We start from the raw sequence: 25056 nt of genomic DNA on the forward strand, positions 1-25056 counted from the left end.
GGCTCCGATCCCGGCACGCCCGGCTTCACGGGCCCTGCCGGTTCCGGGCTTGAGCCAGATCAACGGGCGATGCGGCCGCTTCGCCGATAAACGGGACTCGTGTGAAAGGAACGCGCTTGAAGCGACGAACGCTCATCCTCGTCGGCGCCTGCCTGCTGGCAGTGCCCTTGCTGGCCATCGTCTGGTGGCAGTGGCCGGTGCGCGTCCAGACGGTGCAGCCGGTGCGCGGGCCCGCGATCGAGGCCGTGTATGCCACGGGCACCGTGGAGCCGACCGTGATGGTCCCGGTGGCTCCGCGCATCGGGGGCCGGCTGGTGACGATCGACGCGGAAGAAGGCCGTTCGGTCAAGCGCGGCCAGGTGCTGGCGCGCGTGGAATCGAGCGACCTCGACCAGACGATCCAGGAGGCGCGCGCCCGCGAGTCGCTCGCGCGGGTCCAGTTCGAGCGCACCCGTTCGCTCGTGGAGCAAGGCTTCCTCGCGCCGGCCGAACTCGATCGAACGCGCACCGAGTGGCAGGCCACGCAGGCAGCGTCCCGCCGGGCCGAGGTTCAGCGCGACTACAACCAGCTCGTGGCCCCTGCGGATGGCATCGTCCTGCGCCGGGATGGCGAGGCCGGCCAGTTCGTGCCCGCCGGCCAGGTGGTGTTCTCGATGGCCTGCTGCGCCCCCTTGCGCGTCACGGCCGAGGTCGACGAGGAGGACATCGCCCGCGTGGTGGTCGGCCAGACCGTGACGATGCGAAGCGACGCCTTGCCCCAGCGCCTGTTCGAGGGCCGGGTGGCCGACATCACGCCGAAGGGCGACCCCGTGTCGCGCAGCTACCGCGTGCGCGTGCGCCTGCTCGACGCGCCGGCCCTCGACGCCGGGCCGCTGCGAAGCGGCATGACCATGGACGCGAACCTGATCGTCTCGCGGCGCGACGGTGCGCTGCTGTTGCCCAATCGCGCACTCCAGGGCGATCGCGTGTGGCTGCTGGCCCAGGGCCGGCTGCAGAGGCGCTCGGTCGTCAAGGGAACGGTGGGTACGGAGCGCACCGAGATCGTGTCGGGGCTCGCGGACAGCGACACCGTGGTGCTGTCCCCGCCCGACAAGCTGCGGGACGGGCAGCGCGCGCGCGGCACCCGGGCCGCGGCGGACGCGCCTGCGCCGGCCGCCGCGGCCGCACTCGCCAGCCGGTGACGCCGTGGCCATCGCGCTCGACATCGCACTCGCGCATCTGACCAGCCGCAAGCGGCAGACGCTGGTCTCGCTCACGGGCGTGGTGCTCGGCGTCGCCTTCTTCCTGGCCGTTGCGGGCCTGATGCGCGGATCGGAAGACGACTTCCTCAAGCGGCTGGTCGACAGCAGTCCGCACGTGACGGTCTACGACGACGTTCGCCAGGGACGGGCGCAGCCCGCCTCGCTGCAATGGCCCGATGGCGCGGTCGAGGTGCGCAACGTGCGGCCCCTGCGCGAGACACGCGGCATCCGCGGCTGGTCGCAGCGTCTGGCCTTCATCGAGGCCCTGCCCGGCGTGCGCGCCGCGCCGGTGCTGGCCGACGCCGCGGTCCTCACCTTTGCCGGACGCCAGCAAGGCGTCACCCTGTCCGGCGTGGTGCCGGAAAAGATGAAGCATGTGACGACCATCGCGGAGAAGCTGCAGGTGGGCTCGCTGGATGCGCTCGCCGCCGACCCCAACGGCATCCTGATCGGCCGCGGGCTCGCCGACAAGTTCAGCTTGCACCTGGGAAGCACCCTCCTTGCGCTCGCCGCCGATGGCACCAGCCGGCCCTTGCGCGTGGTCGGCATATTCCGCACCGGAAACGCGATGTACGACGAAGCGCAGGCCTTCGTGCTGCTCAAGCGCGCGCAATCGCTGCTGGGGCGCGAGAACCGCGTCAACCGGGTGATCATCCAGCTGGCCGACCCGTACGCGGCGCAGCGCACGGCACAGGACATCGAGACCGCGACAGGCTACAAGTCCGTGTCGTGGATCGAAGCCTCCGAGGACCTGCTGAGCCTCCTGCTGGTGCGCAACATCATCATGTACAGCGTCGTGGCGGCCATCCTGGTGGTCGCCGCCTTCGGCATCTACAACACGATCTCGACGATCGTGATGGAGAAGACGCGCGACATCGCCATCATGAAGTCGATGGGCTTTCACCCGCGGGACCTGCGCCGCGTCTTCGTTCTCGAAGGACTCATCGTCGGGCTCATCGGCAGCGGCCTGGGCGAACTGCTCGGCCTGGCGCTGATGCAGGTGCTCGCGCAGATCGAGCTGCGTCCGCCCGGCGTCACCGAACTGGTGCGGCTGCCGATGTCCTGGGCGCTGGAGCAGCATGCGCTGGCTGCCGGTTTTGCCATGCTCTCGTGCCTGGTGGCCTCCTATCTTCCCGCCAGACGCGCCGGTCGCCTGCGGCCGGTCGACATCCTGCGGGGCGCGACATGAGCGGCGCATCGCCGCCGGAGCCGGCGATCCGCGTCGAGCACGTGACCCGGACGCTCGAAGGCGAAGTGCCGGTCACCTTGGTCAGGGACGTGAGCCTTCAGATCGAGCGCGGCGAGTTCGTCTGCGTCATGGGGCCCTCGGGCTCGGGCAAGTCCTCGTTGCTGTACCTGCTCGGCCTCCTGGACGTTCCGTCGGAGGGCCGCGTCTGGGTCGACGGGCAGGACACGAGCGGTTTCGACGAGGACCGGCTGGCGGACTTCCGGCTCGCCCGCCTGGGCTACGTGTTCCAGTTTCACTTCCTGCTGCCGGAATTCAGCGCGCTCGACAACGTGTCGCTTCCGATCCGCAAGCTGGGCCGCCTCTCGGACGAGGCAGCCGAGGCTCGCGCGGCAGAGCTCCTCGACAAGCTCGGGCTGCAGGGCCACCACCACAAGAAGCCCAGCCAGTTGTCCGGGGGGCAGCGCCAGCGCGTCGCCATCGCACGCGCTCTGGCCAACGACCCACTGGTGATTCTGGCGGACGAACCGACCGGCAACCTGGACTCGAAAGCCAGTACCAACGTGCGCGACATCTTGCGGAACCTGACCCGCGAGATGAACAAGACCGTGGTGGCGGTGACGCACGATGGCGATTTCGCTTCCGCCGCAGACCGGCGTATCGGCATCGTGGACGGCCGCATCGACATGGCATGGCGGCCTGACCCCGACGCCTGACCTGTCCGGCTCGGCGACTTCCGGCCGGCTGGTCCAGTTGGAATGGACTCAATGTGCGATAAGAACCGGCACTGTCATGTGCGCGAGGACCTCTCGCGTGACACCGCCCAGTACTCGTTCGCGCAGACGCGAGTGCCCGTATCCACCCATCACGACCAGATCGGCGCCGAGGTCGGAGACTCGCGAAAGCAACGCATCCGACGTGTCGATTTCCATGACATGCTGCTCGAATTTCGCCTGGACGCCATGACGCTGCAGCCAGCGGGTCATCTCCGGGATCAGCAGCACATCTTCCTGGATTGGCGTCGTGCGCTGGAACGAAACGAGGGTCACCCGGCTCGCATGGGTCAGCAGCGGCAGGGCCTCGCGCATGGCCACTGCGGCGGCACGCGACCCGTCCCAGGCCAGGAGGGCGTTCTGGCCCACCTGCTCGAACTTTCCGGCGTAGGGCACCACGAGCACGGGCCGGCCGACATCGAGCACCAACTGGGCCACGAGTCCGCGCACCGGCACATCCGAGTCGCTCGCGCGGTCTTCCTGACCCACGACGACGAGGTCGCTCGACCGGCCGTGCGCGACCAGTGAATCGACGGTCGTGCCGTCGGTCTCGCGGATCTCATGCGAGGTCGGCCCCAGCCTGGCCCCGAAGCCCTCGCCGATCGCTTGCGCGCGTTGCCGCAAGTATCGGGCGGACTCTGCGATGTAGTCCGTCATGCCCGTGGGAAGCACCTCTGCCGGAACCGTGCCCTCCAGCAAGCCGCTGGGCAGCAGCCCGATCAGATGGGCGCCCTGCGTGCTGGCGATGCCGTGCGCGAGATCGACACGGGCGCTGCACCTGTCCGTGTGGTCCAGGTGAACGAGGATGGTCTTGATGTTCATGGCTCGAGTTCCTCTTGGATGTGTGCACGGGCGGAATGGCGCGATGCATCGATCTTCGCGGTGTGAGCACTTGACCGCCTTGATGCTCATCAATGCCGAGACCTGCTCGGCCTGCAGGGCCTGACCCTCGTGGTCTTCTTCTCAGCGCAGATAAGTTTCTGCGGCATAGCGGCGCAACATTCGGTGGCTGTTGAAGCATGAAGCGTTGAGCGAGATGGCGCCCTTCATCACTTTTGTCCATCCACCGGCATCGTTGTAGAAGAGTGGAAGCACCACGTTCTCGAGCTGACCAAAGAGAGAGCTCGCGTCGTCGGCAGCGTCGTCATGGCTGCCGTCGCGACCGATTGCCCATCCTGTCACCCCCTCGATCCATCCTTCGAGCCACCAGCCATCCAGTACGCTCAGATTGGGCACGCCGTTCAAGGCTGCCTTCATGCCGCTGGTTCCGGAGGCTTCGAGTGGGCGCTGCGGAGTGTTCAGCCAGATGTCCACGCCAGATACAAGCAGTCGTGCGATGCGAACGTCGTAGTCGGCAAGAAACACCACAGGAACAGCGCCCTTCAGCAGGCGCGCGTACTCGTGCAGGCGCCCTACCAATTGCTTTCCGCCGGCGTCGCGCGGATGCGCCTTGCCCGCCAGCACGATCTGGAATGGATGGCGCCGGGCGATCTCGCGCAGGCGGTCGACGTCCGAGAAGAGCAGGTCCGGTCGCTTGTAGGGGGTCATGCGCCGCCCGAAGCCTATCGTTGCCACCTCGGCATCGGGGCGGACGCCGCCCAGCCTGACGATCTCCTCGGCAAGTGCAGCCCTGGCATCAGCGTGGGCCTTGCGAACCTCCTCGTCTGCGATCCCATTCACACGCATCAGGAGCTCGGGTTCATGGCACCAGTGCGGGATGTATCTGTCGTAGAGCCGCCGGAAGCTGTCGCAGGCCCATGTCCACGGATGCACACCGTTGGTGATGGCACGGATCTCATAGCCTGGGAACAATCGGCGGGAGACCTCCGCGTGCCGCTGGGCGACGCCGTTGACGTGCTCGCTCAGGTTCAAGGCCAATCTCGTCATGTTGAGCCGATCTTCGCCTGCGAGCGCCCTGAGCTGGGCACCGTCGGTGAAGTCGCCGAGCAAAGGCTCGGCGAGCGCGTACGAAAATTGGTCGTGGCCGGCATCCACGGGGGTATGGGTGGTGAACACGCAGCGGCTGCGCACCGCCGCAGTGTCGTAACGCAATGCACCAGTGCCCGCTTCCTGGACCGTGTGCGAATGACGCCGCAGCAGTTCCAGCGTGAGGAAGGCGGCATGCCCTTCATTGAGATGGTATTTGAGCACCTTCACGCCGAGAGCGGCGAGCATCCGCGCCCCCCCGATGCCGAGCACGATCTCCTGCTTCACGCGATACGCATCGTCGCCTCCGTAGAGATGGTGCGTGATCTCGCGATCCTCGGCTCTGTTGTCCGCCAGATCGGTATCGAGGAGGATCACCGGGACCACACCTCCGCAATGGCCCTCCACCAGGTGCAGCCAAGCGCCGATCCAGACGTCATGGTTGCCGATCGATACCGCCACTCGGGCCGGCAAGGATCGGCACCACTTCTCCGGCTGCCAGGCATCGGGGCTTTCGACCTGCGCTCCGTCGACGATGTCCTGGCGGAAGTAGCCGGCCCGGCTGACCAGGGTGACGCCGACCATCGGGAGATCGAGGTCCGCCGCGCTGCGCATCGTATCTCCCGCCAGAACGCCCAGCCCTCCGCTGTAAGTTGGCATCTCTTCGTTCAGCGCAAACTCCATCGAGAAGTATGCGATCCGGTGCTCCTGGAGGAAGCCCTCGAATTCGACTGTCATGGGCGTCTCCGGAACCCGGCGGGCTGTTCGTGCGCAGTTGCGCTCAGGCAGCGCGAAGTGCCAGTTCCTGATCGGTTGAGAAGATGAACTTTCCGGGAGCACGGATCGGGTCGGTGGTGACCACGATCGTGTCCTTCGGCCCGAAGCTGCCGTCGAGCAGCAGTTTCGACAGCGGGTTCTCGATGCGATTCTGGATCGCCCGCTTCAGCGGCCGCGCGCCGAACACCGGATCGAAGCCCACCTTGGCGATCTCCGCCAGCGCCGCCGGCGAGACCTCGAGCGCGAGGTCCATCTTCGCGACGCGCTCCTGCAGCACCTTGAGCTGGATCGCTGCAATCGCCTCGATGTTCCTGGCATCGAGCGCATGGAAGACCACCGTCTCGTCGATGCGGTTCAGGAACTCGGGGCGGAAGTAGTTCTTCAGCTCGCCCCACACCGCGTCCTTGATCTCCTCGGCCGGCCGGCCCACCATCGACTGGATGATGGGCGAGCCGATGTTGCTGGTCATCACGATCACGGTGTTCTTGAAGTTCACCGTACGGCCCTGGCCGTCGGTCAGGCGGCCATCGTCGAGCACCTGCAGCAGCACGTTGAACACGTCCGGATGCGCCTTCTCGACCTCGTCGAGCAGCAGCACGCTGTACGGCTTGCGGCGCACCGCCTCGGTCAGGTGGCCGCCCTCCTCGTAGCCCACGTAGCCGGGCGGCGCCCCGATCAGGCGCGCGACGGAATGCTTCTCCATGAACTCGCTCATGTCGACGCGGATCAGGTGGTCCTCGCTGTCGAACAGGAAGCCCGCCAGCGCCTTGCACAGCTCGGTCTTGCCCACGCCCGTGGGGCCGAGGAAGAGGAAGGAGCCGGTGGGACGGTTCGGGTCTGCCAGGCCCGAGCGCGAGCGGCGGATCGCGTTGGCGACCGCGCTGATGGCCTCGTCCTGGCCGACCACGCGCTCGTGCAACCGGTCTTCCATCTGCAGCAGCTTGTCGCGCTCGCCCTGCATGAGCTTGGAGACCGGGATGCCGGTAGCCCGCGCCACCACCTCGGCGATCTCTTCGGCGCCGACCTGCGTGCGCAGCAGCGTGGGCGCGCTGGACTTGCCCTTGCTCGCCTCGGTGTCCTGCGCTTCCTTCAGCCGCTTCTCCAGGCCCGGCAGCTTGCCGTATTGCAGCTCGGCCACCTTGTTGAAGTCGCCCTTGCTGGTGAACTCGGCAATCTGGAACTTGATCTTGTCGATCTCCTCGCGGATCTGCGCGCTGCCCTGGGCCTGGGCCTTCTCGGCCTGCCAGATCTCGTCGAGGTCGGCAAGCTCCTTCTGCACGCGCCCGATGTCTTCCTCGATCAGGGACAGGCGCTTTTGCGAGGCCTCGTCCTTCTCGCGGCGCACGGCTTCGCGCTCGATCTTGAGCTGGATCAGGCGGCGGTCGAGGCGGTCCATCACCTCGGGCTTGGAGTCCATCTCGATCTTGATGCGCGCTGCGGCCTCGTCGATCAGGTCGATGGCTTTGTCAGGCAGGAACCGATCGGTGACGTAGCGGTCGGAGAGCTCGGCCGCGGCGACGATGGCCGGGTCGGTGATGTCGACGCCATGGTGCACTTCGTACTTTTCCTGCAAGCCGCGCAGGATGGCGATGGTGGCCTCGACACTGGGCTCGCCGACCAGGATCTTCTGGAAGCGCCGCTCCAGGGCTGCGTCCTTCTCGATGTATTTGCGGTATTCGTCCAGCGTGGTGGCGCCCACGCAGTGCAGCTCGCCGCGCGCGAGCGCGGGCTTGAGCATGTTGCCGGCGTCCATTGCGCCCTCGGCCTTGCCGGCGCCGACCATGGTGTGCAGCTCGTCGATGAAGACGATGGTCTGGCCTTCGTCCTTGGCCAGTTCGTTGAGCACGCTCTTCAAGCGCTCCTCGAACTCGCCGCGGTACTTGGCGCCGGCCAGCAGCGCCGCCATGTCGAGCGACAGCACGCGCTTGCCCTTGAGCGACTCGGGCACCTCGCCCGCGACGATGCGCTGCGCCAGGCCTTCGACGATGGCGGTCTTGCCCACGCCGGGCTCGCCGATGAGCACGGGATTGTTCTTGGTGCGGCGCTGCAGCACCTGGATGGCGCGGCGGATTTCCTCGTCGCGCCCGATCACCGGGTCGAGCTTGCCCAGGCGGGCACGCTCGGTGAGGTCGAGGGTGTATTTCTTGAGTGATTCGCGCTGGCCTTCGGCTTCGGGGCTGTTCACGCCCTGGCCGCCGCGCACCGCGTCGATCGCGGCCTCGACGGACTTGCGCGACACCCCGTGGCTGCGCGCCAGGTTGCCGATCTCGGCCTTGCTGTCGGCCACGGCAAGCAGGAAGAGCTCGCCGGCGATGAACTGGTCGTTGCGCTTGATGGCTTCCTTTTCGGTCGCCTGCAGCAGCTTGCCCAACTCGGGACCGACCTGCACCTGGTCGTGGCCCTGCACCTGCGGCAGCCGCTTGATCGCCGCCTCGGCCGCAGTCAGCAGGCCCGGCACGTTGGCGCCGGCACGCTCGAGCAGCGCGCGCGGACCGTCGCTCTGGCGCAGCATGGCCACCAGCAGGTGGACCGGCTCGATGTAGGCGTTGTCGTTGCCCAGCGCGAGCGACTGCGCATCGCCGAGGGCTTCCTGGAATTTGGTGGTGAGTTTGTCTTGGCGCATGAATGACTCCGGTTTCCCGGGTGTGTAGAAGGTGCCCCGGCGACGGCTGGGAGTCTGCGCCGATGAATGCGCGAGCCATCTGATCAAGATCAATTCATCGTTCGAGCGCGCAACCTTTTGCCGATCTGCTTCCGGGGAGCCTCGAGGATCGACTGCGCGCGTCAGCGCCGGGATCTGTTGGTCTCGCGGTCCTTTGTAGCGGACGGCCGAAGGCTTTCGTCCGACGGGGTCCGGCTTTGACCTTTGCCTTCCCAGCGCGAAGCAAACCCGCCCAGGCCCGCCGACCCAGCTGCTTGCGGAAACCGGTAGAACTCGTCGTTGAGATACCTCGCGACTTCTGCCACGTCATCGTCGTTCCAGCCGAGCGCCGCGTCGGTCTGCCAGCGCCAGACTTGAGCTCTCAGGCTGGTCCAGTCGGTGACGAGCTTTCTCTCCCGCCAATGAACCTGCGCCGTATGGCATGCGATGCAGTGGGTGGAATACAGCAGCTCTCCGCGAGACTGTGCCAGGACCGGGAGGGACAGGCAGGCGCCCAGCAACATGGCTGTCGTGACGCCAGCCCGAATCAGTTCGCGTGCCATGTGAGTTTCTCCTGCAGCATGTGAGGACGATGCTAGGCACCGCATCTGCCGTGATGGTTGACCTGCATCAAGCTTCCCTGACCAAGAAGCCAGGCGATTGATCGAGCGCAAGGTCCGACTGCCCGTGCCGCTCTACGATCTTTTCACGTCGCACCGATGGAGGAACTCAATGAGCAAGGTCCTTGTGGTCGTCTATTCGCACACCGGCACCTGCCGCCGACTCTCGGAGCAGCTTTGCAGCCAGTTCGACTGGCAGTTGGCCGAGATCGTCGAGGAGCGGCCGCGCCGCGGCATCCTGGGCATCTGGCGATGCGTGCTGGATTCACTCCTGCAACGGCGTCCTGCCATCCGCTACGACGGACCGTTCCCAAGAAACTTCGACGCGGTCGTCCTGGTGTCGCCGATCTGGCTCGGCCGACTGGCCGGACCGATGCGCAGCTTCGTCACCAGACGGCGGGACCATCTACCTGACGTCGCCGTGATCTCGGTCGCCGGAGGGACCGGCGAGTTCGGGGCGGCCGCCGAAATCGCCGATCTCGTCGGCCAAGCCCCCCTCATCAGTACGACGTTCACAGCGCGAGAGATCGACGACGGGAGATCTGCCGGCCGGCTCCAGTTCTTCGGCGCGGCGCTCAACGGCGCCGAGGCGGCTCATGTGGCCGCGCAAAGAGCCGTGCACTTGCCGAAGGTGGCTTGATGCATGTCATCATGAAATGTGCAAACGACGTGAGATCGCTCCGTTCGATCCTGGTGCATCTCGACGGCAGTGCGCATGCCGAGGCAAGGCTTCGATTCGCCCACCATCTGGCACAACTGCATGACGCGGTTCTCACCGCCCTGTTCGCGGTAGCTCCCCAGTATCTGCCCCTGCTCCCGCTCAAAGGGGGCACGCTGACGAGCCGCATGGCCGGTCGGATCGATCCAGGTCATCGCGCCCGTGCGCACGAGCTTGCCGTGCGAGCGCGTTCATGGGGTGATGTCGAAGTCGAGTGGCTGGAACTGAACGGAGAACCGGTCATTCCGAGCTTCGCCCGCCGCGCACTGTCGGCGGACCTCGTGGTGCTCGGCCAGCGCGACTCCAGGGATGCGGCCGGCTTCGACGTGCCCGGCGACATGACCGAGGCGGTGATCATCGATGGCGGCCGCCCCGCGCTCGTTGTCCCCTTCGCAGGTTCCGCGACGCCGGCACCAAAGACAGTGCTGGTCGCGTGGAAGTCGACACCCGAATGCGCTCGTGCATTGACCGCTTCCCTGCCCTTTCTTCGCGCCGCGGGCAAGGTTCACCTGGTCTGCGCGAACGACAACGTCGATGAGGCATTCCCGGCGCCCGTGGAACTGATCCCGTACCTCCATCTGCATGGCATCGATCGCGTCCACGAGCACCGGCGGCTCGACGACAGTGGCGCCGGCCTGGCGATGCTGTCGCTTGCCGCCGAGACCGAAGCCGACCTGATCGTGATGGGGTGTTATGGGCACACGCGGGCGCGCGAGCTTGTACTGGGGGGTGCATCGCGAGTCGTCCTCGATTCGATGCGCGTACCGGTGCTCATGGCGCACTGAAGCCTTGGGCCTGCCTCGAGCCGGGCCGACATGTTCGTGGCCGGCGACCTCAGGCAGCACCCGCCACGAACGCGCGCTTGCGACGCTCGAAAAGCTCGAAGACGCCCATGCCCATCAGCATCGCGATCACGAAGACGAGGGCCTTGCCTTCACCCATTCCGAGCGCAACGAGGGCTGGGCCGGGGCAGAAGCCGGCGATGCCCCAACCCATGCCGAAAAGCACGCTGCCGAGCACCAAGCGGCGGTCGATGTGGCGCGCTGAGGGCAGTCGCATCTCCGCGCCGAGCAACGACCGGGCGCGACGCCTGGCCATGGCGAAGGCGACCGCGCCCACAGCGACGGCGCCCGCCATGACGAACGCCAGCGAAGGGTCCCAGGGGCCGGCGAGATCCAGGAAGCCGAGCACCTTGGCCGGGTTGGCCATGCCGGACACGATGAGGCCGAGGCCGAACACCAGCCCGGCGAGCAGCGAAGCAAGGACAATCATGGAGGACTCCTCAGATACCCAGAAGATGACGCGTCACGAACACCGTGACGAAGCCTGCGCCCATGAAGGCGGCCGTGGCGGCGAGCGAGCGCAGGGAGAAACGGGAAAGGCCGCAGACGCCGTGGCCGCTGGTGCAGCCGGAGCCATAACGCGTGCCTATGCCGACGAGCAGCCCAGCCAGCAACAGCGTGCCATAGCCGGCGTCGATCTGTGGCCTGGGCGGCACCGCGAACAGCAGGTACAGCAGCGGCGCGCCGACAAGTCCCAGGACGAAGGCAATGCGCCAGGCGCTGTCGCCTTTGAGCGGCCTGAGCAGACCGCCGAGCACCCCGCTGATGCCTGCGACGCGGCCGTTGAGCAGCACGAACATCGCTGCGGCGACGCCGATGAGCACGCCGCCGGCCAGTGCGGTGAGGGGCGTGAAGTGGCTCCAGTCGATAGACATCATGGTTCCTTCGGGCAGTAGAGACGGTAGAGAAGCTCGAGGATCTCGAGCATCGATGGGTCGGCCACGCTGTAGAAGATGTTCTTGCCATCCCGTCGCGTATCGACAACCCCTTCGTTGCGGAGAACACCGAGCTGCTGCGACAGGGTCGGTTGGTGAATGTCGAGCGTCCGCTCGAGGTCGCTCACACACATCTCGCCTTGCGAGAGTTGGCACAAGAGGAGCAAACGGTCTGCATTGGCGAGCACCTTGAGCGCGCCGACCGCCTTGCCGGCCGCACTGCGCAGGGCTTCGGGGTCGATGACGGGCGAAGGACGCTTCATGGGGATGCCTGAACAGTTACTATTGACATAGTATGTCAAAACATATAATATTTGTCAATCCAATGAGCATCGCATCCACGGAGAACTCCATGACGGCACGCACGACGACCCAAGGCTTCTTCGATCCCAATACGTGGACCATTTCCTATGTCGTCTGGGACCATGCGACGAAGCGAGCCGCAATCATCGATCCGGTGCTGGACTACGACTTCAAGTCCGGACATACGAGCACGGCCTCCGCCGAGCGGCTGCTGACCTATGTCCGGGACAAGGGCCTGCAGGTCGAGTGGATTCTCGAAACGCATGCCCACGCCGACCATCTGTCAGGTGCGCGGCATGTTCAGGCGCAAGTGGGTGGAGTCATCGCCATCGGCGAGAACATCCGTGTCGTGCAGGCGACCTTCAAGAAGCTCTACAACCTGGACCGTGGTTTCCTGCCGGACGGGAGCCAGTTCGACCACCTCTTCAGGGACGGCGAAGTCTTCAAGATCGGTGAGAGCGACGCAACTGCGATGCTGGTGCCCGGCCACACTCCCGCGGACATGGCCTATCTGGTGGACGGCTCCGTCTTCGTGGGCGATACGCTCTTCATGCCCGACGTCGGCAGCGCACGTGCGGATTTTCCCGGCGGCGACGCACGCCAGCTCTACGCCTCGATGCGCAGGCTGCTGGCCCTGCCGCCCGCGACCACGATGTATGTCTGTCACGACTATCCGCCCGCGTCTCGCCAACCCCGGTGGCAGACAACCGTCGCCGAGCAGCGCGCTCACAACATCCATGTGCACGACGGCATCGGCGAGGATGCCTTCGTCGCAATGCGCACTGCGCGTGACGCCACCCTCGAGGTTCCGACGCTCATCCTCCCGGCGATCCAGGTGAACGTGCGCGGCGGGCAGCTTCCGCCCCCTGACGACAACGGCATCGCCTACCTCCGCATCCCTGTGAATGCCCTCCCCGTGCATTCTCGGGTTGACGCAACGTAGGCCGATCGAGCGGGTCCCGCCGCTCGGTTGCGAACCGGCAGTGGGCTCCGTTCTCCGGATGACACAAAGCGTTGACAGACTGTTCCTGTCTGGTGCCGTGCGTTGACTGTGCTGTAAAGCGCAGCGCCTAGATTGATATGGCGTCCTGGCAGCGCCCCGATTCCACGAGGCGCAGGCGCATACGAGGAGATGGTCATGAACGCATTGCCTGCTTCCACCGGGTGGGAACTCCGCTTCGATGCCCTGTTCGCCGGGCGCCGCGGATTCGTGTTTCCCTGCACCGCAGAAGGTCACGTGAACATGGACGCCTTGAACGAGCGAACCCTCAACAACTACCTGTTTGCCCGCGCGATGATGGGGCGGGAGGTGACGTGGCCCAGCGTGTACCCGAGCTGCTCGCATTGAACCCGCCTCTTGAGGTTTCGCCCTTTGTTCAAGGAACGCACATGAAACCCACCACCGTGCTGCTCCTGCTCGCGATGGCGTTCAGCCCGGCGACATTTGCCGCGGACTACACCCAACCCGGGCAGCTGAGTCGTCCGCCCGGCTCCATCCAGAAGTCCAGGGAGGCCGCAAGCACAGCTGCGCGTGAGGCAGCAGCTGCTGCGCGCCAGGCAGCCGACGATGCCAAGGCAGCGTTGCAAAGGAGCGAAGCTGCTGCGGGCAAGGTCTCGAGAGCGCTCGCCGAGGGCATCCGGCGAGCGGCGCGCAAGGCTGCGGAGTCCGCGAGGCGCTTCGAGGAAAAGGCTTATGCATCGGCCAGCAAGGCGGCCGACGCGAGCCGAGAAGCCGCTCACGCCGCTGCGCAGGCGAGCCGCAGGTCCGCGGCCGCCGCCCGTGAGGCACTCGCCAAGGCGGAGGAGGCGTCCAAACGGGCCCTTTCTTCGAGCAAGGAAGAAGCCGAGAAGGCGGCCGCGGCGACCCGTGACGCGCTCAGGAAGGCAGAGGAAGTGACACGGTCTGCGGCAAGCGCCGCGAGAAAGGCTGCGTCGCCGCCCAAGGAGGCCGACCGCCCTGCGTCGCCTTCGCCCGAGAGGAAGTGAGAGGGCGACGCTTTCGTCGCGGCATGGAGGAGATTGATCACCATGACAGCCAAGAAGTTGCTTTTTCGGGAAGACGCGCGCGAGAAGATCCGCCGCGGCGTCGATACGCTCGCCGACGCGGTCAAGGTCACTCTCGGACCGCGGGGACGTACCGTGATCATCGACAGCGAGTACGGCGCACCCCAGATCGTCAACTCCGGCGTCGTGGTCGCCAGGTCGATCGAACTGGAGGACCGGTTCGAGAACATGGGGGCGCAACTGCTGCGCGAGGTCGCGGCCCGTACCAGCGAAATGGCGGGCGACGGCACCACGACCGCCACCGTGCTGGCGCACGCCATGATCCAGGAGGGCCTGAAGTACCTCGCCGCCGGCATGAACCCGATGGACCTCAAGCGTGGCATCGACCTCGCCGTCGAGATGGTCGTGGGCGAACTGAAGGCGCTCTCGCAACCCAGCACCACCTCGCAGGAGATCGCGCATGTGGCCGCCATCTCGGCCAACAACGACCGCTCGATCGGCGACCTGATCGCCCATGCGATGGACAAGGTGGGCCGCGAGGGCGCCGTCTCCATCGAGGACGGCTCCGGCCTGGTCAGCGAGTTGGAGATCGTCGAAGGGCTCCAGTTCGATCGCGGTTATCTGTCGCCCTACTTCGTCAACAATGCAGAGAAGCAGGCAGTGGTACTGGAGAACGTGTTGATCGTGCTGTGCGACCAGCGGCTCTCGAGCTTCAACGACCTGGTCCCGCTGCTCGAAGCGACGGCGAAATCGGGGTCGCCGCTGCTGGTGATCGCCGAAGACGTCGACGCCGATGCACTGGCCACGCTGGTCGTCAACAGCATCCGCGGCGTGGTGAAGACCTGTGCCGTGAAGGCACCCGGCTTCGGTGACCGCCGCAAGGCAATGCTGCAGGACATGGGCGTGCTCACCGGGGGCAAGGTCATCTCCAGCGAGCTCGGACTGGCGCTCGCAAAGGCGACGCTCGACGACCTGGGCCGCGCGCGCCGCGTCGTGATCGACAAGGACAGCACGACCATCATCGGCGGCGCCGGTGACTCGACGGCCATCCACGACCGCATCGCCGCCATCCGCAAGGAGCGCGAGGCACAAACCAGCGAGTACGACCGCAAGCAACTCGAAGAGCGCATCGCCAAGCTCTCGGGCGGCGTGGCATTGATCAAGGTCGGTGCAGCCACCGAAACCGAACTGAAGGAACGAAAGCTGCGTGTCGAGGATGCCCTGCACGCTACGCGCGCCGCGGTCGAGGAAGGCATTGTCCCCGGAGGTGGCGTCGCGCTGCTGCGCGCGCGCCGCTGCCTCGCAGAAGTGACGCCCCCCAATCTGGACCAGGCCTCGGGCATCAAGATCGTGCAGCGCGCACTGGAGGAGCCGCTCAGGCGCATCGTCGGCAACGCGGCCGACGAGCCGTCGATCGTGCTGGACAAGGTCGATGCTTCGACCCAGCGAAGCTACGGCTACAACGCCGCGACGCGCCAGTATGGCGACATGCTGGAGATGGGCGTCATCGACCCCGCCAAGGTGACACGCCTGGCGCTGCAGAACGCCGCGTCGATTGCGAGCCTGGTGCTGACCACGGACTGCATGGTCGCCAATGCGCCGAAGAAGGCGCCGGCAGACGCCCGCGCGGGTCTCGAGCCCGATCTGTATTGATCCATCCTCCTATGCCGACGAATGACGCAATCAACACATCGGGACCTGACATCATGAAGAAGCGCTCGCCCTCCAGGCGTTCCTCGGCACGCGCCCAAAAGCGCGGAATCCGATCGCCGAAGCCTTCCGACGAAGCTGTAAGCGATGCGACCGATAGCGCGCGCCGGGGCGCGTGGGATCCGGATCGAACCGACATCGAACGACCGAACGAGGGCCAGTGTCCCTCGATCGAAACCGCACCACGCCATGCGGAGGCCGGCGGCGTGGAAGCGCCGGAACCTCTGTCGGAAGAGAAGAAGGCCTTCCCCTTCGAATAGCCGCCGGCAAGTGCCCCCGGGACTTGATCACCGCGCCAGCGAGAGCTTGGTCGACCGACCCGGCATCGACGCGGCTGGCATGACCCAGGCCGAGGCACGGCGGCGCCTCGCGCAAGACGGTCCCAACGCACTCCCCGTCTCGCAGCCGCGCAGCCTGTTGAGGCTGGTCGGCGAGGTCGTGGCCGAGCCCATGTTTCTTCTCCTGGTGGCCTGCGGTGCGCTGTACATGGTGTTGGGCAACCGGCACGAGGCGCTGATGCTGCTGGGGTTCGTGTTCGTCGTGATGGGCATCACCTTTGTGCAGCAGCGCCGCACAGAGCGCTCGCTGGAGGCCCTGCGCGACTTGTCCAGTCCGCTGGCGCTGGTGCTGCGTGATGGGCAAACCTGCAAGATCGCCGCCCGCGAATTGGTCCGTGGCGACACCGTGCTGCTCGCCGAGGGCGACCGCGTTCCTGCCGACATGGAGCTCGTCCACACCACCAACCTTGCGCTCGACGAATCCCTGCTGACCGGCGAATCCATGCCGGTGCAGAAACAGGCCGGTGGCGAGCTGGCGGTGCAGGCGTTTTCCGGCACGCTGGTCACGCAGGGCAGCGGGCAAGGCCGCGTGGTGGCCACGGGTGAGCGCAGTGCGCTGGGCCGCATTGGCCAGTCGCTGCAAGGCATCGCCAGCGAAACCACGCCCACCCAGCGCGAGACAAACCGCGTCGTCAAGAGCGTGGCCCTGGTGGGCGTGGCGCTGGCCACGGCTCTGGCGCTGGCCCATGGGCTTTTGCGCGGCGACTGGCTGGGTGGGCTGTTGGCGGGGCTGACCTTGGCCATGGCCATCCTGCCGGAAGAGTTGCCGGTGATCCTTGCGCTGTTTCTGAGCCTGGGGGCGTGGCGCCTGTCGCGCCAGAAGGTACTGGCCCACAGCATCCCCGCCGTGGAACTGCTGGGTGCCACAACCGTGCTGTGCGTCGACAAAACCGGCACCCTGACGGCTAATCGAATGGCGGTACGGAGGCTTCGGTCGGGCAGCGCGCTCTATGACAGGCGGCACGATGGCGCTGCACCCCTGGCCGAAGCGCTGCACGGTGTACTTGAATTCGCCGTGCTGGCGAGCCACCGCCGCGCCTACGATCCGATGGAGGCCGCCATCATCGGGGCGGGCGCACAGTTGCTGGCCCACACCGAGCACCTGCATGCCGACTGGACGCTGGTGGAAGACTACCCCCTGTCGCCGTCCATGCTGGCCATGTCGCGCGTCTGGCGTTCGCCCGACCTGCGCGAATACATGATTGCCGCCAAGGGCGCACCCGAAGCCATCGTGGATCTGTGCCATCTGCCCACCGCAGAGCGAGAAGACATTGCCCGGCAGGTGTCCGCCATGGCGGATGAGGGCCTGCGCGTGCTTGGCGTGGCCAGCGCCGTGTTTGCAGCGCCGCCCCTGCCCGGGAACCAGCACGACTTCGACTTTGTGTTCCTGGGCCTGGTCGGACTGGAAGACCCCTTGCGTCCCGATGTACCCCAGGCCATTGCTGCCTGCCATGCCGCAGGCATCCGCGTGGTGATGATGACCGGCGACCACCCCGTCACCGCCTTGGCCATTGCGCGCCAGGCCGGCCTCGCCACGAACGCCCCGGCCATGACCGGACAGGAACTGGCCGACCTCCCCGACGATGCGCCGCGGGACCGCCTGGACACCACCCAGGTCTTTTGCCGCGTACAGCCCGAACAGAAGCTGCGCCTGGTACAGGCCTTTCGCGCGCGCGGCGACGTGGTTGCCATGACCGGCGACGGCGTCAACGACGCCCCATCCCTCAAGGCCGCCCACATCGGCGTGGCCATGGGCGCGCGCGGCACGGAAGTCGCGCGCCAGGCGGCCGATCTGGTGCTCCTGAACGACGACTTTGCCTCCATCGTCACGGCGGTGCGCTACGGCCGCCGCGTGTTTGCCAACCTGCGCAAGGCCATCGTGTTCGTGGTGGGCGCGCACGTGCCCATCGTTGGCCTGTCCTTGATACCGGTGCTGCTGGGCTGGCCCATGCTGCTGATGCCGGTGCACGTCGTGTTCCTGCAACTCATCATCGATCCGGCCTGCTCGGTCGTGTTCGAGGCCGAGCCGCTGGAGGCCGACTCCATGGCCGTCCCGCCGCGCAGCGCCGATGCCCATCTGTTCGACCGCGCCGTCCTGGCCCGTGGGCTGTGGCAGGGCGGCGGCCTGCTCGCATTGCTGCTGGGGGTCTACGCCGGCGTGCGGGCCCTGGCGCACTCCGACGAGGTGGCGCGTGCCATGGTGTTTACCGTGCTGGTGCTGTGCAACCTGGAGTTGATCTACGCCAACCGTTCCTGGACCTTGGCGTCCTGGCGCCGCGGCGCCGAGCGCAACCGCTACTTTGGCTGGATCAGCGTCGCAACCTTGCTGCTGCTGGCCTGCGTCCTCGGCATCGAGCCCGTGAGCCGTCTGTTTGCGTTCGAACTGCCCACGCCGAGGATGCTGGTGGCAGCCGTGGGGCTGGCCCTGCTCGCGCTGCTGTGGTTCGAGGGCGTGAAATGGGCGCTGGGGCGAAACCTGGCGATGTCGGCCGGCCAAGGGGACGGCACTGAAGCCTCCGGCTGATCGCGCTCGTCATGCGAGAGTGTGCGTGGCGCTTTGTCACCGCTGGATCGCGGCCCGTCACAGCATGTCCTCCTGGGCAAACCTGCCCAGCAGGCCGGCGATGAGCCGGCGCCAGCCACTGGCCAGCGGCTCACTGTCATAGCGAACCAGCTTGCCGTCGGCCAGGCCATGCCAGACGACCTGCGCGGTGCCGCTGGCGTCGGGCTCCGCAAGCTCGACGCGATATGCCTGGCCAAGAGAGGTCGACTCCGCAAACAAGCCTCCGAGTTGCCGGCCCAGCGCATCGCTCTCGATCAGCGCCGCGACCTCGGTGTTCGCAGACCGCGAGCGCGGGTCCAGGTTCATGGATCCGATCAGCACCCACCGCTGGTCCACCACGATGGCCTTGGCGTGCAGGCTGGCGCCGGACGACAAGCCGGAGCGTGCACTGCCCGACGCTGGCAGGCTCGGGAGAAATTCGTGCAGTTCGACCCCGCATGCCAATAGCCGGGGCCGGTAGCGCGCGTAGCCGGAATGAACAAGCGGAACATCGGTGGATGCGAGGGAATTGGTGAGCACCCTGACACGCACGGATCGTCGGGCCAGCCCGCAAAGCACCGCCACGCCGCGCTCGCTCGGAATGAAATAGGGTGAGACCAGGAGGACCTCCCGACGCGCTGCCTCGACGATCGGCCGCATCGCTGCAGCGATGTGCCCGCCCTCCGTGTCGCCCGCCTTCGACTTGGACGGGGTGTCGTAGAGCGCGCTTGCGGGCGCGGCAACGAGCGCCAGCTTTCCGCCGCGCACCTCACGCCAGAAGTCCAAGGCCCGCAACCGCTGCACATAATCCGTTTCGCGAAAGCGCTCAGCGTGTGCCTCCATCTCGGCGTACAGCCGCTTCGCCTCTGCGGGCTGCGGCGGTTCACCCAGGAATGCTGCGACCGGAATGGCCGATTCGCTGTTCCAGTACTCATCGAAGCTGCGAGATACCTGCGCCACGATGGGTCCGGCGGCCAGCACGTCGAGGTCTGCGAAATCGCCCGACCTGCGCACGTTGAAGTAGGCGTCGCCGAGATTGCGCCCACCCATCACGACAACCGCGTTGTCGGCGATCCAGAGCTTGTTGTGCATGCGACGGTTCAGGCGCGCCCCGTCACCCAGGAAGTCCAGCCACTGGAGCAGGCCGAGAGAGCCGCGGTGCGTAAAGGGATTGAACACCCTGACCTGCACGTTGGCATGCGCCGCCAGGGTCGCAAGATCGCGATCACGGCCAGCCGCATACAGGTCATCGATGAGCAAGCGGACCCGCACACCACGCTGCGCTGCGCGCAACGCCCGGTAGAGCAGCATCGTGGCCGTCGTGTCCCGCGCGACGACGTAGTACTGCAGATCCAGCGAACGCTGCGCCACATCCGCCAGCGCGGCACGTGCCGCAAAGGCATCTTCACCCGACACCAGCAGGTGGAACCCCGATTCGCCGCCCGCCCCTGGAATCTGGGCCGCAAACGCGCCGCCCAGGAAGGTCTGCTCCGCACCGTCGATGACGTACGACGGGGGCCGCGGCACCTTCCTCGGCGGCAGCGCGCAGCCGACCACGAGCGCGACGGCGGCGAACGTGACCATCCGGCGGAGGTTGATGCACAGGCGCTCCATGGATTGAATGCTTGCATCGCGCGGCGCGCCGTGCCTTGCGCTTCGTCAAGGCACACGGGAGCGATCGTCCGATCGTTGGCTTGCTCGAAGGCATGTTGTTGATCCAGCGCAAACGTGGGCGGCGACCATGTCTCAAGAATGGCCCGTATGCACCCGAGGACATCCCCATGAACACTCGAAGTCCCGCCTTCCTTCTCGCCGCCGCGCTGATTGCCTTGCAAGGCGCATCGGCACCCGCGCTCGGTGCCCCGTTGCCCGTTCTCGCACCGGGCGCGCACGCCAGCGGCGGCGTCAGCTACGAGGGCCAGCAGGAAATGCAGGCGAAGCAGGACTTGTACAACCTGCGCCTGACTTTCGCCGAGGCCCAGACAGGCGCCTACCTCGCAGGCGTGACCGTCACCATCGAGCCCGCGAACAAGAACGCGCCATTGGGGCCGTTCACGGACTGCGGTCCCCTTTTTTACGTCGCGTTGAGTCCCGGCGTGTATCGCGTCGTCGCGAGCTACACGGGGCTCACGCGCTCCAAGACCATTCGCGTGGGCAAGGCAGCCACGCAGGCCACCCTGTACTGGCCCGCCGCCAGCGAACTGTGAGAGAGATCGACCCGCCCTATCCATTTCCAAGGAGAAACGCATGAACATCGGTTCCATCTGCACGCGGCGCATGATCGCCGTGGACAGCAACAGCACGCTCGCCCAGGCCGCCGGCCTGATGCGCGAACATCACGTCGGCGCCTTGATCGTCACGAGCCAGACTGCAGCAGGTCCCTGCGTGACGGGCGTCGTCACCGACCGCGACCTCGTGATCGACGTGCTTGCCCGCGGCCTGGAGACCGCAGGCATCAAGATCGGCGACCTGGCGAGCGACAAGATCGCAAGCGTCCCTGAAGAAATCGACATCGTCGGCGCCACGGCGGCGATGGAGGCCCATGGTGTGCGGCGGATGCTGGTGACCGATGGCGAGAAGCGCGTGACCGGCATCGTTTCGCTCGACGACCTGATGGACGCGTGCGCGAAGGAACTTGCCGGCCTCGCCGCGGTAATTCGCAGCGGCATCGAGCGCGAGGTCGCCGAATCCAGAGGCGACCCGCAGCCGCCGAAGCCGATGCCCTTGCGCGTTCCAGCCGTCGGCACCGCGGGCTGGACCGCGTGACCGGGCGATCGACAGTGCGTTGCGGAAAATACTCATGAAGATCACTATCCGCATTTCTGCCAGGAAAAGCTGCGAGGTGCAGGTCGGGACGACGCACCATCCCTATGCAGGACCTCTTCCAGAAGTCGGACAGACCATCGTGATCCCCGACGACGCAAACGTCGAGGAAGTGGCCAAGGGCAAGGCGAAGATCACGAAGATCATCTGGCACTACAACCCAGCGTCCAGCGCGCTCTGGCCCGAGGTCGTGTGCAGGATCGCGTAGGCCAGATCGCGGGGAGCTACTGGAGCCTCCCGCCAGGGCGGCTGATGGCGCAGTCGCGGTCGACGGACGGCGGCCTCACCGTGGCGCAGGCGGCCTCGCGCCTGGCGCAGTACGGACCCAATTCCATCGACGCGGCAAGGCGCGCCGGCGCCATCGGCCTGTACGCAAGGCAGTTCAAGAGCCCACTGGTGCTGATCCTGATCGTCGCGTCGGCCGTGTCCCTGGTGGCCACCGAATGGGTCGACGCCGGCGTCGTGCTCGCCATCGTCTTCGGCAGCACGATCCTCGGCTTCGTGCAGGAGTACATCGCCAGCAACGCCGTCGAACGGCTTCGCTCGCAGATCACCATCAAGGCCCTTGTGATACGCGACGGGGTCGAGCTCATGCTGCCTTCAGCCGAAGTGGTACCCGGGGACGTCGTGCGACTGAGCGCCGGCAGCCTGGTCCCGGCCGACGCCCTGGTGCTCGAAGCGAAGGACTTCTTCGTCAGCCAGGCGGTGCTCACCGGGGAGACCTTCCCCGTGGAAAAGATGCCCGGCACGGTGGCGCCGGCGGCGGGGCTGACCGAGCGCAGCAACTGCGTGTTCATGGGCACCAGCGTGCGCAGCGGGACCGCGCGGGTGCTGGTCGCGGCGACGGGCAAGCGAACGGTCTTCGGCCAGATCGCGGGCAAGCTGGCGCTGCGCCCGGCGCTGACCGAGTTCGAGCGCGGAATCCAGCGCTTCGGCTATCTGCTCACCCGCGTCATGCTGGTGATGGTGATGATCGTGCTCGCCATCAACATCTTCATGGCCAAGCCGCCGATCGAGTCGCTGCTGTTCGCGCTGGCGCTCGCGGTGGGGCTGGCCCCCGAACTGCTGCCGGCCATCATCAGCGTCACCCTGTCGCACGGCGCCAAACGGATGGCGCGCCTGGGCGTCATCGTGCGGCGCCTGAATTCCATCGAGAACCTGGGCAGCATGGACGTGCTGTGCACCGACAAGACCGGCACGCTCACCGCAGGGGTCGTGCAGCTCGATGCCGCGAACGACGCGGCCGGCCACCCGAGTTCGGAAGTACTGCGTCTTGCCTGCATCAACGCGCGATTCCAGACCGGCATGGCAAATCCGCTGGATGAGGCCGTGAGCTCGGCAGGAGAAAGGGCGGGCGTGGACCTGGCGACGGTCAGCAAGGTGGACGAGATCCCCTATGACTTCGTGCGCAAGTCGCTCTCCGTGGTCGCGGCCGACGCCGCCGGCGTGCGCACCCTCGTGACCAAGGGTGCGCTGTCGAATGTCCTGGCGATGTGCGACAGGGTGCGGGACGGCAAGGCGATGGCGGCGCTGGACGCGGCGGCTCGCGCGCAGATCGAGGCGAGCTACGACGGCTGGAGCACGCAGGGATTCCGCGTGCTTGGAGTGGCCTCGCGCGTGGTGGAGCAGCGCAGCGCTTCGTACTCGCGCGTCGATGAAGCCGGGATGTGCTTCGAGGGCTTTCTGCTTTTCCTCGATCCACCCAAGGACGATGTGCGCCAGACCCTCGCGGACCTGGCGCAGCGCGGCGTGCAACTGAAGATGATCACCGGCGACAACCACAAGGTGGCCCGCCACATTGCGCAGGCGATCGGCCTGCCGGTCGAGACGACCCTGACCGGCGCTGACCTGGACGCGATGAGCGACGAAGCCCTGCTTCACGCGGCCCAGCACGCCACCGTTTTCGCGGAGGTGGACCCGAACCAGAAGGAGCGCATCATCCTTGCGCTGCGCAAGACGGGTCACGTGGTGGGGTACATGGGGGACGGCATCAACGATGCGCCCGCCCTGCACAGCGCGGACGTAGGCATATCGGTCGACACCGCGGTGGATGTCGCGAAGGATGCCGCGGACTTCGTTCTGCTGCGAAAGGACCTCACCATCCTGCGGGCCGGCATCGACGAGGGCCGAATGGTCTTCGCCAACACGCTCAAGTACATCCTGACCACCATCAGCGCCAACTTCGGCAACATGTTCAGCATGGCGGTCGCATCCGTGCTGCTGCCGTTTCTTCCCCTGCTGGCCTCGCAGATCCTTCTGAACAACCTCATGTCCGACATTCCCGCCGCCGCGATCGCCAGCGACACGGTGGATGCCGAATGGGTGGCGAAGCCGCGCCGCTGGGACACGACGTTCATCCGCGATTACATGGTGCTGTTCGGGCTCGTGAGTTCGTTGTTCGACTTCCTCACGTTCGGCGCGCTGCTCTGGCTGTTCCATGCCGCCCCCGAGGAATTCCGCACCGGCTGGTTCATCGAATCGCTGCTGACGGAACTGGTGATCGCGCTGGTGGTGCGCACGCGCGGCCCTTTCTGGCACAGCCGCCCGGGCCGCCTGCTGCTCGCGAGCACTGCGACGATGATCGTTCTGGCGCTCGCACTGCCGTACCTGCCGTTCGTGTCCATCTTCGGTTTCGTGCCGCTGCCCGCACCGGTGGTGCTTGCGATGATCGTACTGACCCTTTTCTATGTCGCGGCGGCCGAGCTGGCCAAGCGATTCTTCTATCGGCGACGCTAGCCGTTGCCCACGGCGAGGTCCATCTTGTGGAACTCGCTCCTGGCGTGCGGGTGGGCAAGGTCGCTTGGGTCCGGTCGGCTCAATGCGACATCAATACCGGCAGGGTCATGGATTGAAGCATCGACCGCGTGGCGCCGCCGAGGACCCATTCGCGCGCGCGGCTGTGGCCATAGCAGCCCATGACAAGCAGGTCCGCGCCCACATCCGCGGCCGTCGAGAGCACCCTCTCCCCGACTTCGCGCTCGTCGGGATCACCGTGTTGCATCGCTGCATTGACCCCTTGCGCGTTCAGATAGCGCTGCAGGCTGCGCAAGGAAGCCTCGGCATCTTCACCATACGAGACCGCATGGACGGACTGTGCTCGCACCAACCAGGGCAGCGCTGCCGACAAAGCGCGCGCCGCCTCGCGCGTTTCCTTCCACGCGATCAGGACGCTGCGGCCGATTGTGGCGACCGGTCCCGCATAAGGCACTACCAGGGCGGGGCGTCCGGACTCGACAAGAACGCTGGGCACGAAATCCGACGGCAACTCTCCTGCGGCAGGGTCGTCCGGATCGCGCTGTCCGAGGATGAGCAGGTCTGCATAGAGGGCGCGGCGGGCGAAGCCCCACGGGGCGTCACTCATCGGCTCCTCCCAGCGAAGACGGGGCGATTCGCCACCGGCCGCCTTGAAGGTCGCATACGCCTTGTCGCGGCAGTCCTTGTCGATCGATTCCATGATCGCCATGGCTTCGGCGGCCCCTTCCAGCGCGTAGGGGTATCGCATCAGGGCCGACATGGTGCAAGGCTGGGCGACGACTTCGCCGTCGAAAGCATCGGCGACCAGCCGCGCGATCCTGACTCTTTCCGCAGCTCGCGCGGAGCTGTCGAGGTGAAGCAGGATGGTCTTGGGATCGTGCATGAGAGGCTCCTTGGATGCCTTGGAAAGAAGATGCCAAGTT

At 66.5% G+C, this 25056-nt stretch carries 24 protein-coding genes; 15 read left to right on the forward strand and 9 right to left on the reverse strand.

Annotation, left to right across the window (positions count from 1 at the left end; translation table 11 throughout):
- The first annotated feature begins 116 nt into the window (after positions 1-116).
- The 3 genes from E5CHR_RS19380 to E5CHR_RS19390 are packed head-to-tail and all read left to right on the forward strand — an operon-like array spanning position 117 to position 3143.
- Positions 117-1181, forward strand: coding sequence for an efflux RND transporter periplasmic adaptor subunit (locus E5CHR_RS19380; protein ID WP_162581347.1), 1065 nt, complete (start codon positions 117-119; stop codon positions 1179-1181).
- A gap of 4 nt (positions 1182-1185) precedes the next feature.
- Positions 1186-2430 (forward strand): ABC transporter permease, encoded by a 1245-nt coding sequence (locus E5CHR_RS19385; protein WP_162581348.1) that lies wholly within the window; start codon positions 1186-1188, stop codon positions 2428-2430.
- A complete protein-coding gene (locus E5CHR_RS19390; protein WP_162581349.1) occupies positions 2427-3143 on the forward strand; it encodes an ABC transporter ATP-binding protein in 717 nt (238 codons plus the stop codon). Before E5CHR_RS19385 ends, E5CHR_RS19390 begins: the two co-directional genes overlap by 4 nt.
- A gap of 48 nt (positions 3144-3191) precedes the next feature.
- Here the strand turns inward: E5CHR_RS19390 and E5CHR_RS19395 are convergent, their stop codons facing one another.
- The 4 genes from E5CHR_RS19395 to E5CHR_RS19410 all read right to left on the reverse strand — a co-directional run bounded on the left by E5CHR_RS19395 (position 3192) and on the right by E5CHR_RS19410 (position 9107).
- Complete coding sequence (locus E5CHR_RS19395) at positions 3192-4022, reverse strand: universal stress protein (protein ID WP_162581350.1); 831 nt, start codon at positions 4020-4022, stop codon at positions 3192-3194.
- A gap of 141 nt (positions 4023-4163) precedes the next feature.
- Positions 4164-5864: an alpha-glucan family phosphorylase gene (gene glgP, locus E5CHR_RS19400; protein ID WP_162581351.1), complete on the reverse strand. Its 1701-nt coding sequence runs from the start codon at positions 5862-5864 to the stop codon at positions 4164-4166.
- A 43-nt stretch (positions 5865-5907) separates the two neighbouring features.
- On the reverse strand, positions 5908-8526 hold the full coding sequence (clpB, locus tag E5CHR_RS19405) for an ATP-dependent chaperone ClpB (RefSeq protein ID WP_162581352.1): 2619 nt from the start codon (positions 8524-8526) through the stop codon (positions 5908-5910).
- Between the two features lie 161 nt (positions 8527-8687).
- On the reverse strand, positions 8688-9107 hold the full coding sequence (locus E5CHR_RS19410; RefSeq protein WP_162581353.1) for a cytochrome C: 420 nt from the start codon (positions 9105-9107) through the stop codon (positions 8688-8690).
- Positions 9108-9204: 97 nt separating this feature from the next.
- Between E5CHR_RS19410 and E5CHR_RS19415 the strand changes: the two genes are divergently transcribed.
- Together E5CHR_RS19415 and E5CHR_RS19420 are read left to right on the forward strand one after the other, a co-directional pair.
- The gene (locus E5CHR_RS19415; protein WP_232062120.1) at positions 9205-9804 is read left to right on the forward strand and encodes a flavodoxin family protein; all 600 of its coding nucleotides are present in this window, start codon (positions 9205-9207) and stop codon (positions 9802-9804) included.
- On the forward strand, positions 9804-10667 hold the full coding sequence (locus tag E5CHR_RS19420; protein WP_232062121.1) for a universal stress protein: 864 nt from the start codon (positions 9804-9806) through the stop codon (positions 10665-10667). The genes E5CHR_RS19415 and E5CHR_RS19420 overlap by 1 nt, the downstream gene beginning before the upstream one ends.
- Positions 10668-10716: 49 nt before the next feature.
- Here E5CHR_RS19420 and E5CHR_RS19425 read toward each other — a convergent pair whose 3' ends face one another.
- Genes E5CHR_RS19425 through E5CHR_RS19435 form a run of 3 tightly spaced genes read right to left on the reverse strand, consistent with a single transcriptional unit; the run spans position 10717 to position 11922 of the window.
- Positions 10717-11154, reverse strand: coding sequence for a DUF6691 family protein (locus tag E5CHR_RS19425; protein ID WP_162581354.1), 438 nt, complete (start codon positions 11152-11154; stop codon positions 10717-10719).
- A 10-nt stretch (positions 11155-11164) separates the two neighbouring features.
- On the reverse strand, positions 11165-11599 hold the full coding sequence (locus tag E5CHR_RS19430; RefSeq protein WP_162581355.1) for a YeeE/YedE family protein: 435 nt from the start codon (positions 11597-11599) through the stop codon (positions 11165-11167).
- Positions 11599-11922 carry an ArsR/SmtB family transcription factor gene (locus E5CHR_RS19435; RefSeq protein ID WP_162581356.1) on the reverse strand — a complete coding sequence of 108 codons (324 nt, stop codon included), beginning with the start codon at positions 11920-11922 and terminating at the stop codon, positions 11599-11601. Before E5CHR_RS19435 ends, E5CHR_RS19430 begins: the two co-directional genes overlap by 1 nt.
- A gap of 89 nt (positions 11923-12011) precedes the next feature.
- Between E5CHR_RS19435 and E5CHR_RS19440 the strand changes: the two genes are divergently transcribed.
- The 6 genes from E5CHR_RS19440 to E5CHR_RS19465 all read left to right on the forward strand — a co-directional run bounded on the left by E5CHR_RS19440 (position 12012) and on the right by E5CHR_RS19465 (position 18538).
- Entirely contained in the window at positions 12012-12905 is an 894-nt protein-coding gene (locus E5CHR_RS19440; protein ID WP_162581357.1) for an MBL fold metallo-hydrolase, read from the forward strand.
- 195 nt (positions 12906-13100) lie between these two features.
- A complete protein-coding gene (locus E5CHR_RS19445) occupies positions 13101-13310 on the forward strand; it encodes a hypothetical protein (protein ID WP_332061302.1) in 210 nt (69 codons plus the stop codon).
- A gap of 41 nt (positions 13311-13351) precedes the next feature.
- Positions 13352-13948, forward strand: a complete 597-nt coding sequence (locus tag E5CHR_RS19450) for a hypothetical protein (protein WP_162581359.1) — start codon at positions 13352-13354, stop codon at positions 13946-13948.
- Between the two features lie 42 nt (positions 13949-13990).
- Positions 13991-15619, forward strand: a complete 1629-nt coding sequence (gene groL, locus E5CHR_RS19455; protein WP_162581360.1) for a chaperonin GroEL — start codon at positions 13991-13993, stop codon at positions 15617-15619.
- 53 nt (positions 15620-15672) lie between these two features.
- Positions 15673-15936, forward strand: coding sequence for a hypothetical protein (locus tag E5CHR_RS19460; RefSeq protein ID WP_162581361.1), 264 nt, complete (start codon positions 15673-15675; stop codon positions 15934-15936).
- Between the two features lie 46 nt (positions 15937-15982).
- The gene (locus E5CHR_RS19465) at positions 15983-18538 is read left to right on the forward strand and encodes a cation-translocating P-type ATPase (protein ID WP_332061303.1); all 2556 of its coding nucleotides are present in this window, start codon (positions 15983-15985) and stop codon (positions 18536-18538) included.
- 57 nt (positions 18539-18595) lie between these two features.
- On the opposite strand, the gene E5CHR_RS19470 is transcribed toward E5CHR_RS19465, so the two are convergent.
- A complete protein-coding gene (locus E5CHR_RS19470; RefSeq protein ID WP_162581362.1) occupies positions 18596-20170 on the reverse strand; it encodes a phospholipase D family protein in 1575 nt (524 codons plus the stop codon).
- 167 nt (positions 20171-20337) lie between these two features.
- Between E5CHR_RS19470 and E5CHR_RS19475 the strand changes: the two genes are divergently transcribed.
- From E5CHR_RS19475 to mgtA, 4 genes are read left to right on the forward strand one after another with little or no spacing between them, the layout of a single operon-like run.
- Positions 20338-20763, forward strand: coding sequence for a hypothetical protein (locus E5CHR_RS19475; protein ID WP_162581363.1), 426 nt, complete (start codon positions 20338-20340; stop codon positions 20761-20763).
- Between the two features lie 40 nt (positions 20764-20803).
- Positions 20804-21322 (forward strand): CBS domain-containing protein, encoded by a 519-nt coding sequence (locus E5CHR_RS19480; protein WP_162581364.1) that lies wholly within the window; start codon positions 20804-20806, stop codon positions 21320-21322.
- A gap of 34 nt (positions 21323-21356) precedes the next feature.
- Positions 21357-21587, forward strand: a complete 231-nt coding sequence (locus E5CHR_RS19485) for a hypothetical protein (protein WP_162581365.1) — start codon at positions 21357-21359, stop codon at positions 21585-21587.
- Complete coding sequence (gene mgtA, locus E5CHR_RS19490) at positions 21572-24115, forward strand: magnesium-translocating P-type ATPase (protein ID WP_232062122.1); 2544 nt, start codon at positions 21572-21574, stop codon at positions 24113-24115. The genes E5CHR_RS19485 and mgtA overlap by 16 nt, the downstream gene beginning before the upstream one ends.
- A 79-nt stretch (positions 24116-24194) precedes the next feature.
- Here mgtA and E5CHR_RS19495 read toward each other — a convergent pair whose 3' ends face one another.
- Positions 24195-25016 carry a universal stress protein gene (locus E5CHR_RS19495; RefSeq protein WP_162581366.1) on the reverse strand — a complete coding sequence of 274 codons (822 nt, stop codon included), beginning with the start codon at positions 25014-25016 and terminating at the stop codon, positions 24195-24197.
- Positions 25017-25056 lie beyond the last annotated feature (40 nt).

The sequence above is a fragment of the Variovorax sp. PBS-H4 genome (genome assembly GCF_901827205.1).
Classification (GTDB): Bacteria; Pseudomonadota; Gammaproteobacteria; order Burkholderiales; family Burkholderiaceae_C; genus Variovorax.